The 18,720-nt window shown below is 65.9% G+C and carries 20 protein-coding genes; 11 read left to right on the forward strand and 9 right to left on the reverse strand.

The annotated features are described in order from the left end of the window. Positions 1-37 precede the first annotated feature (37 nt). A complete protein-coding gene (locus BM167_RS10700; RefSeq protein ID WP_092892280.1) occupies positions 38-412 on the forward strand; it encodes a DUF7993 family protein in 375 nt (124 codons plus the stop codon). Here the strand turns inward: BM167_RS10700 and BM167_RS10705 are convergent, their stop codons facing one another. Beyond that, positions 413-1,099, reverse strand: a complete 687-nt coding sequence (locus BM167_RS10705; protein ID WP_177213365.1) for an HAD family hydrolase — start codon at positions 1,097-1,099, stop codon at positions 413-415. A 72-nt stretch (positions 1,100-1,171) separates the two neighbouring features. Between BM167_RS10705 and BM167_RS10710 the strand changes: the two genes are divergently transcribed. Then, positions 1,172-2,428 carry a DNA double-strand break repair nuclease NurA gene (locus BM167_RS10710; RefSeq protein ID WP_092892282.1) on the forward strand — a complete coding sequence of 419 codons (1,257 nt, stop codon included), beginning with the start codon at positions 1,172-1,174 and terminating at the stop codon, positions 2,426-2,428. A gap of 4 nt (positions 2,429-2,432) precedes the next feature. Here BM167_RS10710 and BM167_RS10715 read toward each other — a convergent pair whose 3' ends face one another. Beyond that, on the reverse strand, positions 2,433-2,774 hold the full coding sequence (locus BM167_RS10715) for a DUF7113 family protein (RefSeq protein ID WP_092892284.1): 342 nt from the start codon (positions 2,772-2,774) through the stop codon (positions 2,433-2,435). A 149-nt stretch (positions 2,775-2,923) separates the two neighbouring features. Between BM167_RS10715 and BM167_RS10720 the strand changes: the two genes are divergently transcribed. The 4 genes from BM167_RS10720 to BM167_RS18500 all read left to right on the forward strand — a co-directional run bounded on the left by BM167_RS10720 (position 2,924) and on the right by BM167_RS18500 (position 6,693). Next, the gene (locus BM167_RS10720) at positions 2,924-4,807 is read left to right on the forward strand and encodes an ATP-binding protein (protein WP_092892286.1); all 1,884 of its coding nucleotides are present in this window, start codon (positions 2,924-2,926) and stop codon (positions 4,805-4,807) included. Between the two features lie 69 nt (positions 4,808-4,876). After that, positions 4,877-5,299: a universal stress protein gene (locus BM167_RS10725; protein WP_092892288.1), complete on the forward strand. Its 423-nt coding sequence runs from the start codon at positions 4,877-4,879 to the stop codon at positions 5,297-5,299. A gap of 124 nt (positions 5,300-5,423) precedes the next feature. Next, positions 5,424-6,113, forward strand: a complete 690-nt coding sequence (locus BM167_RS10730; RefSeq protein ID WP_092892290.1) for a nitroreductase family protein — start codon at positions 5,424-5,426, stop codon at positions 6,111-6,113. A 250-nt stretch (positions 6,114-6,363) separates the two neighbouring features. Further along, a complete protein-coding gene (locus BM167_RS18500; RefSeq protein ID WP_092892292.1) occupies positions 6,364-6,693 on the forward strand; it encodes a hypothetical protein in 330 nt (109 codons plus the stop codon). A gap of 76 nt (positions 6,694-6,769) precedes the next feature. On the opposite strand, the gene BM167_RS10740 is transcribed toward BM167_RS18500, so the two are convergent. Continuing rightward, positions 6,770-8,077, reverse strand: coding sequence for a KaiC domain-containing protein (locus tag BM167_RS10740; protein WP_394327238.1), 1,308 nt, complete (start codon positions 8,075-8,077; stop codon positions 6,770-6,772). A gap of 166 nt (positions 8,078-8,243) precedes the next feature. On the opposite strand from BM167_RS10740, the gene BM167_RS10745 reads away from it, so the two are divergent. Then, positions 8,244-9,068: an NAD(+)/NADH kinase gene (locus BM167_RS10745; RefSeq protein WP_092892296.1), complete on the forward strand. Its 825-nt coding sequence runs from the start codon at positions 8,244-8,246 to the stop codon at positions 9,066-9,068. 46 nt (positions 9,069-9,114) lie between these two features. Here BM167_RS10745 and carB read toward each other — a convergent pair whose 3' ends face one another. The 4 genes from carB to BM167_RS10765 form a co-directional block, all read right to left on the reverse strand. Beyond that, positions 9,115-12,363, reverse strand: coding sequence for a carbamoyl-phosphate synthase large subunit (gene carB / locus BM167_RS10750; RefSeq protein WP_092892298.1), 3,249 nt, complete (start codon positions 12,361-12,363; stop codon positions 9,115-9,117). Between the two features lie 353 nt (positions 12,364-12,716). After that, positions 12,717-13,250: a DUF5815 family protein gene (locus BM167_RS10755; RefSeq protein ID WP_092892300.1), complete on the reverse strand. Its 534-nt coding sequence runs from the start codon at positions 13,248-13,250 to the stop codon at positions 12,717-12,719. 88 nt (positions 13,251-13,338) lie between these two features. Next, the gene (locus BM167_RS10760) at positions 13,339-13,590 is read right to left on the reverse strand and encodes a DUF8006 family protein (RefSeq protein WP_092892302.1); all 252 of its coding nucleotides are present in this window, start codon (positions 13,588-13,590) and stop codon (positions 13,339-13,341) included. A gap of 80 nt (positions 13,591-13,670) precedes the next feature. After that, complete coding sequence (locus BM167_RS10765; RefSeq protein ID WP_092892304.1) at positions 13,671-13,934, reverse strand: DUF7996 family protein; 264 nt, start codon at positions 13,932-13,934, stop codon at positions 13,671-13,673. A gap of 112 nt (positions 13,935-14,046) precedes the next feature. Between BM167_RS10765 and BM167_RS10770 the strand changes: the two genes are divergently transcribed. Together BM167_RS10770 and BM167_RS10775 are read left to right on the forward strand one after the other, a co-directional pair. Beyond that, positions 14,047-15,120, forward strand: coding sequence for a CNNM domain-containing protein (locus BM167_RS10770; RefSeq protein ID WP_092892306.1), 1,074 nt, complete (start codon positions 14,047-14,049; stop codon positions 15,118-15,120). 86 nt (positions 15,121-15,206) lie between these two features. Further along, positions 15,207-16,421: a GNAT family N-acetyltransferase gene (locus BM167_RS10775; protein ID WP_092892308.1), complete on the forward strand. Its 1,215-nt coding sequence runs from the start codon at positions 15,207-15,209 to the stop codon at positions 16,419-16,421. A gap of 44 nt (positions 16,422-16,465) precedes the next feature. Here BM167_RS10775 and yciH read toward each other — a convergent pair whose 3' ends face one another. Further along, positions 16,466-16,774, reverse strand: a complete 309-nt coding sequence (gene yciH / locus BM167_RS10780) for a stress response translation initiation inhibitor YciH (RefSeq protein ID WP_092892311.1) — start codon at positions 16,772-16,774, stop codon at positions 16,466-16,468. Positions 16,775-16,966: 192 nt separating this feature from the next. On the opposite strand from yciH, the gene BM167_RS18790 reads away from it, so the two are divergent. Together BM167_RS18790 and BM167_RS18140 are read left to right on the forward strand one after the other, a co-directional pair. After that, complete coding sequence (locus tag BM167_RS18790) at positions 16,967-17,326, forward strand: hypothetical protein (protein ID WP_245781342.1); 360 nt, start codon at positions 16,967-16,969, stop codon at positions 17,324-17,326. A gap of 555 nt (positions 17,327-17,881) precedes the next feature. Next, positions 17,882-18,373, forward strand: coding sequence for a hypothetical protein (locus tag BM167_RS18140; protein ID WP_143095496.1), 492 nt, complete (start codon positions 17,882-17,884; stop codon positions 18,371-18,373). 112 nt (positions 18,374-18,485) lie between these two features. Here the strand turns inward: BM167_RS18140 and BM167_RS18885 are convergent, their stop codons facing one another. Then, positions 18,486-18,614, reverse strand: a complete 129-nt coding sequence (locus tag BM167_RS18885; RefSeq protein WP_281244627.1) for a hypothetical protein — start codon at positions 18,612-18,614, stop codon at positions 18,486-18,488. Between the last annotated feature and the right edge of the window lie 106 nt (positions 18,615-18,720).

Raw genomic sequence — 18,720 nt, forward strand, 5'->3', positions numbered from 1 at the left:
CCGCGCGGCCTAAACCTCGCCGCCGCGAACGTCGGCCATGGTCGAGGACAGACTGACGGACGGGAAGCGAATCGCGCAGTTCGTCGCGTCGGAAGTCGAGGGACACGCAGACCTGCGGCTCTGCGTCGCGGACGCGGACCCCGACGTCGAACCGACGGCGGACGGCGCGTTCGCCTACCGAATCGCCTCCGAGGACGAAGAGACGGTGGCCGAGGTGTACGTCCAGTCGGACCGCGCGCGCGTCGAGTTCGTCGATGCGGTCGAAGCGGCCGCCGAGGCGGCCGACGCCGAGGGTCTCCGCGTTCGCCCGAAGGCCGTCCGACCGCCGCGGACGCTCGTGTTCGTCGAGGACGGCGCGCAGGTGAAGTGGTTGCTCGCGGCGCTTCGCGCCGTGTCCGAGGAGTCGGCGTAACTACAGCTCTTCTAACAGGTCCGGGAGTCGCGTCGTGAGTTCCTCGCGTTCGACGTGCGCGGCGGCCCTCGGGTCCGGGTCCGGTCCGCCCTCGAAGACGACCTGCACCGGGACGAGTCCGGCCGTGTCCGCCCCGCCGATGTCGGCGTCCACGTCGTCACCGACGTAGACGGTCTCTTCCGGCGCGGTTCCGAGCGCGTCGAGGAGCGCCTCGAACGCTATCGGGTCGGGTTTCCCGGCGTCGAGTTCGCCGGTGACGAGCGCGACGTCGAACGCGTCGGTCCACCCGAGCGTCTCCAGTTTGTCCCGCTGGGCGACGCGCGGGCCGTTCGTCAAGAGCCCGACGGTGTACGTCTCGCGGAGCGACGAGAGGAAGTCGCGCGCGCCGTCGATGGGGACGAGCGCCGCCGCGATGCGTTCGCGGTACTCCGTCGCGAGTGCCGCCGGGTCGACGTCGGAGCCGCGTTGCGCGAGGAGGTGCTCGAAAATCGGCGTTCTCGTCTCGCTCGTCAGGTTGCGGCTGTGGGCCTCGAGGTAGGCGCTGCGCGAGAGCGTCGGCGCGCCCGTCGCCACCGAGGCGTTTCGGAGAATCGTCGTCCGGTCGCTCGTCGGAACCGCGAGCGTGTAGTCGAGGTCGAACGCGACCGCCCGTATAGTCACGAGGGACCGTTCGGGCGGGACGAGCATGACACTTGTCATTCCTTGTCGATCGAGCCGGGACAGCGGGGTTTTTCCACTCCCGTCGCAACACGACGGACGATGACGCTCGACCCCGTCCACGTCGACGGTATCGCGAGCATCGCGAACCTCCTCGCGACGCGCGTGGACGACCGCGAACACACGGACCTCGCCCGAGACGTCTGGGAGGAGTATCTCGAACCGCTGTACGGCCCCGACGGGGACGTGGTCCTCGACGTACTCGGCGAAAAGCGCCTGCAGGCGGTCGAGATAGACGACGTCGCGCTGGCGGACGCGCCGTTCGAGACGGTCCACGGCTTGGACTCCGGGACCATCAACCCGACGACGTTCAAGAACGGACTCGTCCTCGACTTGGCGCAGGCGGCGATGGCAGCCGTCCCGTCCGACCTCGAACTCCACCGGTGCCGCAGCATCGTCGCCACGGCCCACTCCAACGATACGACGGCCGCCCTCGACGAACCGTGGCGGAAACTCGACGACGGCTACTGTCGGTGGCGCGTCCTCCAGTCGCCGCGAGTGAGCCGATTCGCCGAGGGCGTCGTCCACGCGCTCTCTCTGTACCTCGCAGAGAGCACGCACGCGCTCGAACACGCGGACGAGGTGGAGGACCTCCTCGTCCTCGACGGGCCGTTGTACCCGAAGGAACTGTTGAACTGGCGCGACAGAAGCGAGGAACTCGGCGACTTGGCGCGGGAGGCGAAACCGCGGAGCGTCGTCGAGAACTACGTCCGACTGGTCGAGTCGTTCGTCCGGCGCGACGTCCCCCTCGTGGGGTTCGTGAAGAACCCGAGCGCGAAACACGTCGTCCAGACCGTCAGGTCTCGGGGGATGGAGGCTCCGTGGACCGACGACACGGCGTTTTTCGCGCGCCTGTTGGAACGACGGGACAGTCCCGGCCACGGCAACGAGGGCCGCCGGACGCGGGACCTGACGTTCACGAACTGGTTTCTCTCTCGCGGCGGGTCCGACCGGGCGCTTTCGTCGGACGGCGACGCCTACGGAATCGACCGGGAACTCGACGCCGACCTCTACGAGGTGACGTTCTTCGTCGTCTACGACCCGCGGACGGACGTGCTCTACCGCGCGGAGGCCCCGTACGCGTTCACTCGGAGAGCGGAGACGCGACGGAGGCTCACGACGCAGATTCTCCGCGACGTGGCCGCCCAACGCGGCCCGCCCGAGGCGGTCGAGAAAGCCGACGAACTGGCGCGCATCAGCGCACACGAGAAGACGGCCCTCCGACGGAAGCTAGAAGAGGAGTTCGACTCCGACGCGGTTCGGCGGTACGACGACGTCCGGTGGGGCGGCGACGAGTGAGGCCTCAGGCGGCGTCCGGTTCCGTCTTGACGACTTCGATTTTCACGTCGCTCTCCGCGACGCCGACGCGGGCGAACTGCGTCCGCACGTGATCTTTCGCCGCGTCCAGCGCCTGTTCTCGCGTATCGAATCCGCGCGGCATCGGCGTGTCGAACGCGACGTTCAGCGTCCGACCGGCGATTTCGGTCTCGGTTCCCCCGCTCTCGACTTCGTAGAACTCGTCGCAGACCCAGACGTACGGCGCGTCCTCGTCGGGCGCGCCTTTGAACGAGGGTGCCCGCTCACCCCGTTCGTACACCGTCCCCGTCAGCGTCGTGTCACCGCCGTATCCGCGCACCAACAACATAGCCGACGGTACGTACCCGAGCGTGAAAAGACGCGTGGAGGCCGACGCAGAGGGTCCCCGGGGGCGTCGGACGCGGGGAAAACCGGCGGACACGTCGAGAGCGGCGATGGGTGGTGTTTTAGTCGGGGGACCTCCTGTCGTGGAACGTCATGGTGGACCTCGGCGACTTCGAGGAGGAAACGAACGTGGGGGAGAGGTCGTCTACCGGGGACGACGCGAACGGGTCGGCGTCCGAGGAACCGGCCGCGCCGGCCCCGACCGGTTCGAACGGCGAGTCCTCCGCCGCGGACGCCTCCGAGACGAGAGACGGGTCGAGCGAGGACGGACTGACGTTCGACGAGATGGACGTCGAACCCGCGGGGTCGGACCGCGGTATCGGTGCTATCGCCGTCTCGAAGGGACTCCGCGTGGCCGAAGACGGCGACGACACCTCGCTTCGCGCGTTCGTCACGACGGGGAACCGAGAGAACGTCCGCCTCGGCAAATACCTCCTCGTCCCGTACCCGGACGACGAACTGCTTTTCTGTCGCATCTCCGCTCTCGAGTACGCCCAGGAGTTCCAAGCCGACGACGCCACCGAGATACACGCCCGCCGCGCGATGCGGCGCGACGACTTCGACGAACGCGACTACAAGTTCGTCGCGGCACTCGACCCGGTCGCCGTCCTCTTCGAGGACGGCCCGGACCTGAAACGGCGGATGGTCGACCGGGTTCCGAAACCGCAAGCCGTCGTCGCGGAAGCCAGCGACGCAGAACAGATAAAGACGGGGCTGAACATCCCGCCCGAGGGCGTCTTCCTCGGACATCTCTCCGTCGGCGGCGAGAAGGTGCGCACCGCCGCGGAACCGCCGACGATAGACTACCGACTGAAAGACGACTACGCCGACGGCGACCCACTCGTCTTCCGGCACACCCTCGTCGCGGGCGGTACCGGGTCGGGCAAGACGCACGCCTCGAAGAACCTGCTTCGACAACTCCTCGATTCAGACCGGACCTACGAGATGGACGACGGGCGCGACGCGCGGATGGCCGTCGTCCAGTTCGACCCGCAAGACGAGTACGCGCAGATGCACGACGACAACCCGGCGATGGACGCGGGCGTCTCTCGCCGGTACGAACGCGAGGGCATCGCCCACGGCGGCCACGACGACACCCTCGCACTCGTGCCCAAAGAGGACGGCATACCCTACGGCGGAGACGGCCACGGCGCGGAGCAACTCGAATTCACGATACCGTTCTCGATGGCCAGAGACAGACCGTGGCTGGTCGCGGGCAGTAGTCTGAACGAAAACCAGTACCCCGCGTTGCGCGAACTCCTCCGGCGCTTTTTCCGCGACTACGGCGACGCCGGGACGTACGAGGAGTTCCTGACGTTCTTGGACGACCCGACGTTGAAAGAGGAACTGCACGAGGCGGGGCGCGTCCACGAGGCGACGTACGACGCCGTCAAGCGCCGCGTCCGGGGCGTCCCGAACGGCGTGTTCGACCAGTCCGCCCGTCCCATCACGGAACTGGACCACGAACTCGTCCGGCCGGGGGGACTGACCGTGATTCCGACGTACCACCTCTCTACGAGTCGCGCAAAGGAGATGTTCGTCCTCGCCGTCTCGGCGCTTCTCATCGACGACAAACTGTCGAACGCGCCCGACTCACAGCGAATCAAGGAGACGCCCCTCGTCCTCGGGATGGACGAGGCGCACAACTTCCTCTCCGACGCCGACACCGTTCAGGCGCGCAAAGTCGTCTCGAAGTTCACCGAGGCGGCCAAACAGGGTCGAAAGGAGAGACTCGGCCTCTTTCTCATCACCCAAGACCCCCAAGACGTCGCCGAACCGGTGTTCAAGCAGGTGAACACGAAACTCGTGTTGAACCTCGGTGACGACGACGCGATACAGAGCGTCAACATCCCGCCGAACCTCGAAGGGAAGGTTCCGTACATGGAGAAAGGCCAGATGGTCGTCTACTCGCCGGACAACTCCGAACCGGTCGAACTCGTCGGCCTCTCGACGTGCGTGACGCGACACGGCGACTGACCGCGCGGCGGCGCCTCCGCCGCCAGACAGCCACAGGGTGTTTTACTCTCTCGGGGCGTACGTTCTCGCATGGGGAAGCATCTACTCGTACCCGTCGACGGGTCGCCGCAGTCCGTCGACGCACGTCAGTTCGCGTCCACGGAGTGGGACGATGCCGAGGTGACACTCCTCCACGTCATAGACCCGGTCACCGCGACTCCGCGTCCGAGTGCCATCCCGGGCGGGTCAGAAGAGTGGTACGAGAAGATGCGCGAGAGCGCAGAGCGACTGCTGGAGAACGCGCGGGCGGAGTTCGACGAGGAGACCGAGGTTCGGACGCGAATCGAGGTGGGCCGCCCCGCAGAGAGCATCGTCACCGTCGCGGGCGAAGACGGAATCGACCACGTCGTCATGGGGAGTCACGGCCGGGAGGGCATCTCTCGCGTCATCCTCGGGAGCACCGCCGAGTACGTCGTCCGCCGGTCGCCCGTTCCGGTCACCATCGTGAGGTGACCGCTCGGTATCACCGACGTAACCGGGTTACACGGTAGGTACGAGCCGTGAGACCACGATATAGAATCGGCCATCGACGCCGGTGCCCACCGATACTTGTAGGCGTCAGCCCTACCTCGACGTGATGGAATTCGACGAAGTCGTGACGAGTAGACGTTCAGTTCACCAGTACGCAGACGAGGAGTTAGAGACGGAGACGATAGAGAACATCTTCGAACGCGTCCGCCACGCGCCGTCCAGTTACAACCTGCAACCGTGGGAGTTTCTCGTCCTCACCGAAGACGAGAACCGAGAGCGTCTCCGAGACGCCGCGTACGGCCAAGAACACGTCACCGAAGCGCCCGTCGCCGTCGTCGTTCTCGGCAACAAGGACCCCTCGGCGCACGCCGACGCCGTCCTCGACGACTGGGTGAACAAAGACTACCTCCCGAACGAAGAGGCCCGAGACGCCGTCATGGAAAACGTCGAGGGGATGGCCGGACTGCCCGAATCCGAACGGCGGGTGTGGACGGTTCGCTCGACGACGCTGGCCGCCTCGGCGTTGATGAACGCGGCGTGGGACGAAGGCGTCGCCACCTGCCCGATGGGCGGATTCGACGCCGACGGCGTCGTCGATGCGTTCGGTATCGACGCCGACCGGTACGAACCCGTGATGCTCGTCACGATGGGCTACCCCGCAGAGGACGCCGCCGACGCGGAGAACGACCGGAAGTTCCGCCGACCGGTCGACGAAATCGTCCACTTCGACGAGTTCGACCCGGTCGAATCGACGCGACTCCCCGACTCGGAAATCCCCAAACCCGCCGACGACTGACCCCTCCGTCGTTATCTCCCTCTCGCCGGGTTTCGACCGGCATTGTGCTTTTCACCCACGTTAGCCGTTACACGGATAGTCAATTATATCTAACTCACAATGGATAAGTAGTGTCTCCATTTCGAAGTAGAGTTCGTTAGGGAGTCGCCTTCGTCCGGTAGTTTTCTATACTATAAGTGGGAAATAAAGTCAAAACGAACGGTTCTGATGCCAAATGAACTATACACGGGCGGGGTGTACAGCGGGTACCATGTCCGACAAGACGCTGCAGGACTGCGAAGAGACCACACAGACGTCCGCGGAGGGAGACTCGCGTGAGAGACTCGGCCGACGGGAGTTCGTCGCCGCGGGAGGCACCGCACTCACGTTGGCTATCGCCGGATGTTCCGGCGGCGGCGGCGAAGACGAAGAACCCGCCGAAGAGACCACCGCGGACGGCGGCGACGGCGAGGAGACGACCGAAGAGGGAGGCGACGAGGACGAAGAGGAGACGATGACAGAAGAGGGCGGGTCTCTCGAAACCGAGACCACAGAAGACGGCACGAACGTCACCACGACGACCGAAGCGCCGACGGGGTAAGTCGGCGCTCGGGGTCGAACGCAGCATCCGGAAGTGATTTTCCACCGGGCGGTCCGTCGGCGGCCGACGCGACTTCTCAGAAGATGTTGGCGCGCCCGTAGACGCTGATACCCTCGTCGGTGAGTTCGTACGGCTTCGTCTCCCGAGAGTGGTTCGCGTCGCGTATCTTCTGAATCTCGATGGCGAGGCGCGTCTCGCGGAAGTCGTTCGGGCGGACGTACTGCAGGACGAAGACGGCGTCCGCGAGATACTCGACGATACCGTGTCGGGAGACGTACGGGTTGTTGTCGCTGGCCTCCGAGGTGAGCATCGTCGTCACGCCCGCCTCCTTGAGCGAGCGAGCGAAGTTGAACACGCGGGTGCGTCGCTTCGAGGGGCGGTCGTACATCATCTCCAAAAGCGAGACCGAATCGAGGACGAGTCGGTCCGCGCCGAACTCCTCGACGAGTCTCGGGAGGTCGTTTTGGATGCTTTCGAGGCTGTTTGCCATCTCCACCGGGTCTAAGTCCACGACGGCGAGTCGCCCCTCGGACTCGTGTTCTCGGAACGACCAGCCTTTCTCCGCCGCCGTATCGAGGATGCGCGTCCGACTCTCTTCGAGCGTGATGAACACCGCGCTGTCCCCGTCTTCGAGCGCGCGGTTCAGAAACTGGAGCCCGAGGGTGGTCTTCCCGGTGCCCGCAGAGCCGATTGCGACCATTAGCGACCGGGTGGGGACGCCGCCGAGAATCATCTCGTCGAGCCCGTCGATGCCGATATCGAGGCGGTCTATCTCGGACTCGAAGTTCTCCTCGTCGAACTCCTCGGGCCCGCTCTGGGGGGGTCCGGCGGCGTCGAAGTCGCCCGTACCCATGCCGAACTCTCCGCCGCCCGCTCCGAACTCCCCGCTTTCGCCTCCGAACCCCTCGTCCATCCCGAATCCGCCGGCGTCTCCCCCGAACGGGTTCGAGTCGCCGCTTCGGCCCTCACCGCCCGGGCCGGGCGCGTCGTCCAGCGCCGACCCGAAGTCGTTCCAGTCGTCGCCGGTACCGCCGTCGCCGGGGTCCGAATCGGAGCCCGGGTCCTCGAACGGGGGTCGCTCCGCCGCGTCTCCGGCCGTCTGTTCGGACGGTTCGTCGCGGACGCCCCCGAACGGGTCCGAGTCGTTCGCGTCGCCCGCGTCGTCTGGGTCCTCCGGGCTGTCCGGGACGCGTTCGGAGCGTTCGCCCGCGGACGGCGCGGACTCAGCCTCCGCGGACGGAGCGTCGTCGTCTCCGGCGGCGTCGGCTCTCTCGGCGTCCGGCGAGTCAGTCTCGGTGTCGGCGTCCGAGGCGGGTCCGTCGGACGGTTCGCCGTCGTCGTCTCGGAAGGCACGCTCGAACCAGTCGTCGTCGTCGTCACCCACGTTGACCACTCCTCGGCGGGCGAGTGCGGCCGCGCGGCGTACGGGTCACGTCCATCGCAGTCGTCGGAAGGAGGAAGTCGGAGTGCATGAATGTTACCCGTCCGCGGGCGGCGGGCCGAACCGTCGTACGGTGGGCTTTTGCCGGGGGGACGCAAAGCCGCCGAACATGAACGTCGGTATCCTCGCACAGCGTGGGAACAGCCGAGCAGCGTATCTCGCGGACGAACTCCGGGGGCGACTGCGCGAGGGGGACGTCGCGGTGCACGTAGACACCGAGACGGCGGCGACGCTCGACATCGCGGGGACGCCGGTCGAAGAGTTCGACGCGACGGACCTCGTCGTCAGCATCGGCGGCGACGGGACGTTCCTCTACGCCGCCCGCGGCGCCGGGCGGACGCCCATCCTCGGCGTGAACCTCGGCGAAGTCGGCTTTCTGAACGCCGTCGGCCCGGATGACGCCGTCGAAGCGGTGATGGACGAGGTTGCGGCGTTCAGAGAGGACGGCGACGTCGTCGCCCGCGAGGTGCCGCGCATCGCCGCCTCGGGCGACGGGTGGACGGAAGACCCCGCGATGAACGAAGTCACCGTCACGGGGTCGCGCCGCGGCCACGGCGGCGGCGTCGGCGTCGAAGTCCGGGTGGACGGGTCGCTCTACACCGGCGGGCACGCCGACGGCGTCCTCGTCGCGACGCCCACCGGAAGCACCGCGTACAACCTCAGCGAGGGCGGACCGCTCGTCCACCCCAGCGTCGGCGGACTCGTGGTCAACGAGATGGTCCCCGAAAGCGGGATGCCTCCGCTCGTCGTCGCGCCCGACGTGGAAGTCACGGTGAGTCTCACGGGCGAAGCGGAGGCGGTAGTCGTCAGCGACGGTCGAACGCGCCGGTTCGTCGACCCGCCGACCGAAGTGACCGTCGCCGCCGCCGACGAACCGGTCCGTCTCGCCGGACCGACCTCCGACTTCTTCGAGGCGCTCGGAAAACTCGACTGAAAAAGCGGAAACACAGAGAGACGACGCGGCGTCTCGCGGCGTCGGGTTACCGCTCGCCCCAGCGCGCGGTGCGCTTCGGGCGGTCCGAGATGGCCTCTACGTCGAGGGGTGCCTCCTTGGCGTCGAGCGCTTCGAGCGCGGCCTTCGCGGAGGCGTGCGTCGAGAAGTACGTGATGTCTTCCTCGACGCAGAGTTCGAGCGCGTCGCGGTTGCGCGAGACGACGAGGTCTATCTTCCCCTCGCGGACGGCCTGTTTGAGGTCGTCGCCCGTCACGTCCAAGAGGTCGAAGTGGTCGCCGAACGCCACGCGGAGCGACTGTCCGGCCTCGCTGTCGGGGTCGGGGAACTCGTCGGCTTCGAGGTCCACGACGGCCGTCCCCTCGGTGGGGATGGACTTGCTCGTCGCGTCTTGGGCCTTCTCGTACGCCTTCGCGAAGGTGCGGGCGGTGCCCATCACCTCGCCGGTGGACTTCATCTCCGGGCCGAGACGCGGGTCCGAACCCGGCAGGCGGTCGAACGGCAAGACGACCTCTTTGACGCTGAAGTCCTCGGGTATCTGCTCTTCTGTCGCGAGGTCTGCGAGCGTCTCGCCCGCCATCACCTTCGCGGCGAGTTTGGCGATGGGGACGCCCGTCGCCTTCGAGACGAACGGTACCGTCCGCGAGGAGCGCGGGTTCGCTTCGAGGACGTAGACGTCGCTTCCGCCGTCGTCGCGTTTCTTCACGGCGAGTTGGACGTTCATCAGGCCGACCGTATCCAGCGCCGCGGCGATGTTCTCCGTGACCTCGCGGACGCGGGCCATCGTCTCGTCGTCGAGCGACCGGGGCGGAATCATGCACGCGGAGTCACCGGAGTGGACGCCCGCGCTCTCTACGTGTTCCATCACGCCGCCGATGAGCACGTCGTCGCCGTCCGCGACCGCGTCGACGTCGAGTTCCACCGCGTCGGCGAGGAACTCGTCGATGAGGATGGGTTTGTCGGGGGAGACGCGAACGGCCTCCTCGATGTACTCTTTGAGGTCTTCGTCGGAGTGGACGACGTCCATCGCGCGGCCGCCGAGGACGTAACTCGGGCGGACGAGAACCGGGTAGCCGATGTCGTTCGCGAGTTCGAGCGCTTCGGACTCGCTCGTCGCAGACCCACCCTCCGGTTGGAGGATGCCCAGGTCGTCCATCAGGCGGTTGAACCGGTCGCGGTCCTCCGCGAGGTCCATCGCGTCCACCGTGGTGCCGAGAATCTCGCAGTCGAGGCCGCGGCGTTCGATTTCGGACTGAAGCGGATGGCCGATGTTGACGGACGTCTGGCCGCCGAACTGGACCATCACGCCGTCGGCGTCCGTCGCCTCCACCACGTCTGCCACCTCTTCGGCCGTAATCGGCTCGAAGAACAGGCCGTCCGAGGTGTCGTAGTCGGTCGAGACCGTCTCGGGGTTGTTGTTGACGACGTGCGCGTCGATACCCATCTCGCGGAGCGCGCGGATGGCGTGGACCGAACAGTAGTCGAACTCGACGCCCTGTCCGATGCGGATGGGGCCGCCCCCGACGACGACGACGCTCTCTACGTCGCGGTCGACGCGGAGTTCGCCCGCGGCGGCGTCGCCCTCGTACGGTCCGGTGTAGAACTCGGGCTTGCGCGAGGAGTAGTAGTACGGCGTCTGCGCCGCGAACTCGCCCGCGCAGGTGTCGACCTGCTTGTAGGTGCGGCCGGGTACTTCCGTCTCGACGGTTCCGACGTCCGTTCCGGTCGCGGCGGCGATTTGAGCGTTCGTGTGGCCCGCCGTGGCCGCGGCGGTGAAGTCACCGTCTTGGGCGGCGACGACGGAGTCGGTGACGCGCTTGTAGCGCTCTACGTACCACTCTTTCATGCCGGTCATCTCGACGACTTCGTCGACGGAGTAACCGCGCTCGAACGCCTCGAAGACGGCGTACGTGCGGTCCGGCGTCGGACGTTCGAGGTACTGCGCTTCGAGTTCCTCGTCCGTCACCTCGTCCCAGTCCGCGGCGGGTTCGTACTCCGTCGAACGGAGCGCTTTCATCATCGACTCCTCGAACGTCCGCCCGATGGCCATCGCCTCGCCCGTGGACTTCATCGCAGTCGAGAGTTCGAAGTCCACGTCGCTGAACTTGTCTTGGGGCCAGCGCGGAATCTTCGTGACGACGTAGTCGATGGCCGGTTCGAAGGCCGCCGTCGTCTCGCCGGTGATCTCGTTTTCTATCTCGTGGAGGCGCTTTCCGAGGGCGACTTTCGCCGTCACGCGGGCGATGGGGTAGCCCGTCGCCTTCGATGCGAGCGCCGAGGACCGAGAGACGCGGGGGTTCACCTCGACGACGCGGTACTCGCCGCCGGGCGTCCCGTCGTCGTGCCACGCGAACTGGATGTTACAGCCGCCCTGAATGCCGAGGTCGCGGATGACTTCGAGGGCCGCGTCGCGCATCTCTTGGTGGCCCTCGTCGGGAATTACCTGCGACGGCGTGACGACGATGGACTCGCCGGTGTGGATGCCCATCGGGTCGATGTTCTCCATGTTGCAGATGATGATACAGGAGTCGTCGGCGTCGCGCATCACCTCGTACTCCAGTTCGACCCACCCCGAGATGGACTCGGTGATGAGCACCTCGCTGTTGCGCGAGAGGCGCAGGCCCTTGCGGACGCGCTCTTTGAGTTCGTCCATCTCGTGGACGACGCCGGACCCCGACCCGCCGAGCGTGTACGTCGTTCGGGCGATGACCGGGAGGCCGCCGACTTTGTCGACGGCCGCTTCCACGCGGTCCGAGAGGTCGTCGTCCGTGATGTTCGACACAGACTCGTCCTCTTCGAGCGAGATGGTCGTCGAACTGGGGACGGGTTGCCCGATGTTCTCCATGCGCTGGCGGAACAGGTCGCGGTCCTCCGTGGCGTAGATGGTGTCCAACGGGGTCCCCATGATGTCCACGTCGTACTCCTCTAAGACGCCCTCCTCTGCGAGTTCCGCGGTGACGTTCAGCCCGGTCTGGCCGCCGAGTCCCGCGATGACCCCGTCGGGGTCCTCTTTGCGGATTATCTCGGAGATGGCCTCGGTCGTAATCGGCTCTATGTACACCCGGTCGGCCATCTCGGGGTCCGTCATGATAGTCGCCGGGTTCGAGTTGACGAGGACGACTCGCGCACCCTCCTCCCGAAGTGCTCGGCACGCCTGCGCGCCGGAGTAGTCGAACTCGGCCGCCTGTCCGATCTGGATCGGCCCGCTGCCGATGAGCAGTATCGTCCTGTCCTCGGACGCTGTCCGAGAGTCGGTCGGAATGTCCTCGTCGGTCATCACTCCACACCAATCCTCACATCGTAATAAGCCCGGCGAAAAACTACGAGATGCGAAATCGAGTTACGAATATCGTAAGACTTGCCGCGCGAGGGCCGCAGTTCGGCCGTTCCGGCGTCTCGTGGCCTGTGTACGCCCCTCAGTGGAGACGCGGAGAGTCGCGGCAGCAGGGCATTCTCCGGCTGTGACGTGTCGAGAGCGCGTCTCCCCGAAACAAAACGAGGGGGTATCGGTCCTCGGGAACGCTCGGTGTCCGGCGGGAAGGCGAGACGCGAACGCTCGGTCGGGCCGTCGGCCGGAGGGACGACGGCTACGTCGGCGAGAAACGAGTCGAATCGGCGTACCGGAGGCGATTAGACGTACAGGTCGTCTTCGGAGATGTCGCGTTGGGCGCGGTACTCAGCGACGAACGCCGCGACGTCGAAGTCCATCATCTGCGCTTCGAACTCCGAAATCGCGCTGTCGTCGTCGGCGTGCGAGACGGCGTGTTCCATCAGTTCGACGACGAGTTCGACGATTATCTCGTGGAGCCTCCGGGAGTCGAAGTCGGTCACCCAGACGATTCCGGCGCCGATGTCGCCGTCGTCGCTCACGTCCTCGGAGACGACTCGGTCCGGAAACTCCTCGAGGACGATGCCGAGCAGATGCGGCGTGTCGAACTCGGGCATCTCCTCGCTCGTCGTCTCGACGGCCTCGCGCAGGACGTCGACGAGAAACTCCGGGAGGAATCGGTCGGGCGGGTGAACGTCCATCACGACGGCGTGGTCCTCCCCGCACGAACAGCCGAACTCTCGCATCCCGAGGTCGAGGCTGTGGAGCGACTTCGTCTCCCCGCACGGAAGTTCGAGTGCCTCCCCTCCGCCACCGGGGACGCGCGGTTGTGCCATACCCGCCGTTGTCGCCCTCGCCGTTTAAACGTCGCGCTCCGGGGAGCGACGGACGGAAAACAGGATGCGGCGACGGTCGCCTTCGCAGTTACCGGTTCGCGGTCGTGAGCAGCATCGGGCCGACCACGAGAAGCGCGATACCGAGATACATGTAGTGCGGCGGAACCAACGACTGCGGCGTCAGAAGGAAGATGACGCCGAAGAGGGTGGCGTTGAGAGCGACGATTTTCTGCGATTTCAGCGGGAGCGTGCCCACTGTCGCGAGTACGAAGACGAGCAACAGCGCCTGCCCGACGTTGTATTCGAGCAGGAAACTGTCTATGAGCTGTAGGGGAAGCATCCTTGGTCGGAGTTTCGGCGCGAATCGAGTATTAAAGTTCCGTTCTTTCCGGCGCAGTATTTACGTGGCGGAGCGAGAGGTCACCGCTCGGTGGGGCCGGTGATGTCGAGCGGCCGTATCCACCCGTACCAGAGTGCGATTATCATCCCCACGTAGCCGAGGATGAACACGACGCGTCCGACCTCGTTGTAGCCGAGTTCACCGAGGACGCGCCGCGCGATGCCCGACCCGGCGATACCGAGGAACAGAATCGTGATCAAGAGGAGTTTGTCGCGCGTCAACGCGAAGATGCGCGATTCCTCCTCCGCGTCGGACGAACGCCTCCCGCTTTCGTCGTCGCTCATACTCGCGTGTCGGAACCGAACCGCCCTGAAAGCCCCGGTTCGGTCCGCCCGGTGGCGGGCCCCGCCAGCTAGCCGATGCTTCCAACATCGAGCAACGTTACTGTCCATTTAGATGACGCCGATAGAACTGGGGGGCCGTCTCTTCGCCGGCGTCCTCCTCATCCTCGCGAACGGCTTTTTCGTCGCAATCGAGTTCGCCCTCACGCGCGTCCGCCAGTACCCGGCCTCGGAGTTCGACACGTCGGGACTCCGCCGCGCGTGGGAGATGACCGACGAACTGGAGATATATCTCACCAGCTGTCAGGTGGGGATAACCGCGTCGAGCATCGCCGTCGGTATCGTGGCCGAACCCGCGCTCGCGGCGATGTTCGAGCCGTTCTTCGAGAACACCGCCTTCGCCAGCATCGGGGCCGGCGGACTGCTCGCGTTCGGTCTCATTAACCTCGTCCACCTCACCCACGGCGAGCAGACGCCGACGTATCTGGGCGTCGAGCGAACCAAGATGGTGTGTCGGTACGGCGCGACGCCGCTGTACTGGTTCGCGTGGGTCATCCGGCCCGTCATGACCGTCGGCGACACCGTCGCGAAGTGGACGCTCGGCCTGTTCGGTATCGAGATGACGGGAGCGTGGCTCGAAACCGAAGAGGAGGTCATCGAGACGAGAGCGCAGTTGCACAACCGCCTCGACAACGTCCTCGAACGCGGCGAACTCTCGGAGGAACGCCACGAGGAGGTTCTCGGCGCGTTGGCCGCGGGCACGCAACGCGTCGATAGGGAGATGGTCGACGCCGAGGACGTAGTCTACCTCTCGACGGAAGCGTCCGTCGAGGAGAACCTTCATCGACTGTCGGAGTCGCCGCACACGAGGTATCCGCTCGTCGGGAGCGAACCCGAGGATTTCCGCGGTATCGTCTACGTCCCATCCGTCATCGAGAGGATATCCGACCTCGAACGCGGCGAGGCGACGTTCGAGGACCTCGCCGCCCCGCCGATGACGCTCTCGCCGGACGTGACGGTCAGCGAGGCGATAGACAGGTTCCAAGACGAACACCAAGAGCTTGCGCTCGTCGTCTCGGAGGGAGAGGTGGTCGGACTGCTGACGGCGACGGACACCTTCGAGGCGGTGATGGGGGAACTCGAAGACCCCCTCGACGAGGGCGACGGAAACGACCCGAGAAGGCGCTGAGCCGTCTCGTCGGGCGTCGGTGCCGCGGAACGCACGGACGAGTCGAATAGGCGGAGTTTTTGCTCTCCCGGGGGAGAGACGGGGGTATGCACTTTCGTAGGCTCCCCGACGCGCACCTCGACGCCTTCGACGAACGCGTCAACTACGCGTTCAACCCGACGGAGGGTCCCGACTGGGACTCCGACGACGACGGCCACCCCCACCTGTTCACGCCGTTCGGGTTCTACGAGACGCCGCCGGACGAAGAGCCCGAGAAATCCGCCCTCGCGGCCGTGTGCGGGGTCTACGACTTCACCGTTCGCGTCCGCGGCGACTGGCACCGGATGCCGGGGCTGGCGGCGGTGGCCTCCCCGCCGGAGACGCGCAGGCGGGGCATCGTCGGGCGTATGCTCTGTGCGCTTCTCGAACGCCACCGCGAGGAGGGAGTCGCCCTCTCGACGCTTTGGCCCTTCGAGTACGCGTTCTACCGCCGGTTCGGGTGGGCGACGGCGAGCAACCACGCGCGACTCGCCGTGCCGCCCGAGCAACTGTCCGCCGTCGCGCCCGACCCGGCGGGGTCGTTCAGACGACTCCGCGCAGACGAAGATATCGACGCGATGCGCGCCGTCCACGAGGCGTGGGCGACGGAGGCTCTCGCGGTGAAGCGAACCGAGGGGTGGTGGTTCGACGACGTCTTCGGCGGGGAGACGCCGGAGTCGTTCGTCTACGGCTGGGAAGACGACGACGACACCCTCCGCGGGTACGTCGTCTACTCGTTCGAAGAACGCGACGACGGGAGACAGCGACTGCACGTCCACGAACTCGCGGCGGCCGACGAGGAAGCGGACGGACACCTCAAGCGGTTCTGTCGCGACCACGACTCGCAGGTAGCGGAGGTGTACTTCGCCCGCCTCCCCGAGTGGTCCCGGCCCATCGACGACTACCCCGACCCCCGGGCGGCGACGCTCACGATTCGACCCGGCCCGATGGTCCGAATCGTGGACGTGGCGTCGGCGTTGACCGAGATATCGTACGACGCCGAAGGGACGGTCACACTCGACGTGAGAGACGACCGGTGCGAGTGGAACGACGACATATTCAGACTCGACGTCGCGTCCGACGGCGCGGCCTGTCGGCGCGTCGGAGGCGGAACCGCGCCCGACTGCGAGATAGAAATCGGCGCGTTGTCGCAACTGCTCGTCGGCGCGCGCACCGTCGAGGAGGCGGTTCGCGCGGGTGACGCGTCGGTCGAAGACGAGGCGGCGCGTACGCTCGAACGCCTCTTTCCGCGGGAACGGACGTTCCTGCGCGAACGGTTCTGATCGTCAAAAAAGCGGCCCGGACGTTCGCACCACCCGGTTCGAGTTCAGTCGGTCGTCGTCTGGTAGCCCATCTCGTGCAGGATGTCGTGCACGCGGTCTGTGTGGTCGCCTTGCAGTTCTATCTCGTCGTCCTCAACGGTCCCGCCGCAGGCGAGTTTTCGCTTCAACGCCGACGCGACCTCCTTCATCTCGTCTCGGGAGAGATCGAACCCCGAAACGACGGTCATCGCCTTCCCGTACCGGCGGGTGTCGCGCCGAACCGTCAACTCCTGTTGGGACTTCTGCAGGTCGGTATCGATGCCCAGTTCCTCCGGGAGACCGGAGACCGAACCGAGGTCGTCGTTATCTGCCACGTCCTCTCTTGGGGACGAAGACGTATACCCGTTCTCCCCGCAGAGGGCAGTCTCGATGCCTCTCGTGGGTTATTTTCACGTTCGAGCGAACGTCGCGAGAATCCGTCGCAGTCCGCTCACGCGCGACCCGAGGTCGGTGAGAGAGTCGCTCACGATGCCGACGAGAGCGCCCCCGTCGTAGACGAAGTGTCAGTGGTCGTCGGTTCCGGAGTTGCCGTCGCCGTCGGTTCCGGACTCGCTGTCGCCGTCGGTTCCGGAGTTGCCGTCACCGTCGGTTCCGGACTCGCTGTCGCCGTCGGTTCCAGAGTTGCCGTCACCGTCGGTTCCGGACTCGCTGTCGCCGTCGGTTCCGGACTCGCTGTCGCCGTCGGTTCTGCTGTTTCGGTAGCCGTTGGTTCTGGGCTCTCTGTCGCCGTCGGCTCTACTGTCTCAGTGGCCGTTGGTTCCGGAGTTGCCGTCGCCGCCTGCTCTGGGCTCTCTGTCGCCGCCGATGTCGAAGGCTCCGCGGCCGTCGGTGTCAGAGACTCTGTGACCGTCGAGGTTGGAGTCTGAGTGGCCGTCGATGCCAGCGTCCGCGTCGCCGTCGAGGTCAGAGTTTCGGTGACCGTCGATGTTACGGTTTCTGTGACTGTCGACGTCGGTGTATCGGTGGCCACCGACGTGAGAGTCTCCGTCGCCGTCGGTTCCGGGGTTTCGGTGGCCGTGGACGTCACGGTCTCGGTGACCGTCGGGGTTATAACCTCAGTAGCGGTCGGTTCCGGGGTCGCCGTCGCCGTCGGTTCCGGGGTCGCCGTCGGTTCCGGAGTCGCTGTCGCCGTCGGTTCCGGAGTCGCCGTCGCCGTCGGTTCCGGAGTCGCCGTCGCCGTCGGTTCCGGAGTCGCCGTCGCCGTCGGGTCTAGGCTCTCCGTTTCTGTCGGCGTCGCAGTTTCTGGATCTGTCGCCGTCTCAGTCGGCGTTCTCGTCGATGCCTCGGATTCGGTCGCATTCTCGTCTGCACCCTCTTCCTCTCCGTCCGCATCGTTTCCGTCGTTCGCGTCGTCGTCCTCGCTCGCGGAGGACGCGGGCGAATCGGAACCGTTCGTCGTCGGAGCCTCCGTCGGCGTGGCCGTGTCCGTCGGTGTCTGCGTCTCGGGAACGGTCGTCACCTCGTCCGGGTCGTCCTCATCGCGGTCATCATCGTCGTCGTCGTTCGCTCCGGACGACGAGGACGACGAAGACGAAGACGACGAGGACGAACTGGAATCGTCTGCCGTCGGAGTTTCCGTGGCCGTCGGCGTAGACGTCGGCGTCGAAGTCTCGGGGGCCGTCGTCTCGGTCGAGTCGGTTCGCTCCGTCGTGGGCGATGCGGACGAATCGAATCCGTCTGCCGTCGGTTCCGGAGTCTCGATCACGTCGTCGGGCGCGGTCTCGGTCTCTCCACCGCCGCCGGTACACCCTGCGAGAAGAACTGCGAGGGCGACGGCGAGTGCTACTCCGGGACGCGTGCCTGCCATACTATACTCCCCATTCCTCTCGCCGATGAACGTCACCCTGATCGTCAAACTCGGCGTCTCACCTGCAACATCTGACAGATGTTTTACAACGCGAAATAATCTCTGAAAGTGTAGTTCAGATGTTAGATCTGCGAGATAGCACCACGAGAAGGGACTCGACTAACGAGTTTGTCAGGTGACCGAAAACGGGGGTGACCGCGGGAGGGGTAGCGCCAACCTCAGTCGCCCGGCGTGTTGCCGCGACTGTAGCGACCGACCATCTTCCACATCGTCTCGTCTAAGTCCTCGTCCTCGGACGCGGCGACGAGTTGGCGGTACAGGGGTTCCGAGACGTTGATTTCTGGCATCAGAGAGTCATATATCGTGCTAACAGATAACACTACTGTAATACGGAATCGAGTAAATTGGAGAGAGGTCACAGGTGAGACGACGCAGAACGAAGGGCGGTCGAAC

Source organism: Halopelagius inordinatus (genome assembly GCF_900113245.1).
Lineage (GTDB): Archaea > Halobacteriota > Halobacteria > Halobacteriales > Haloferacaceae > Halopelagius > Halopelagius inordinatus.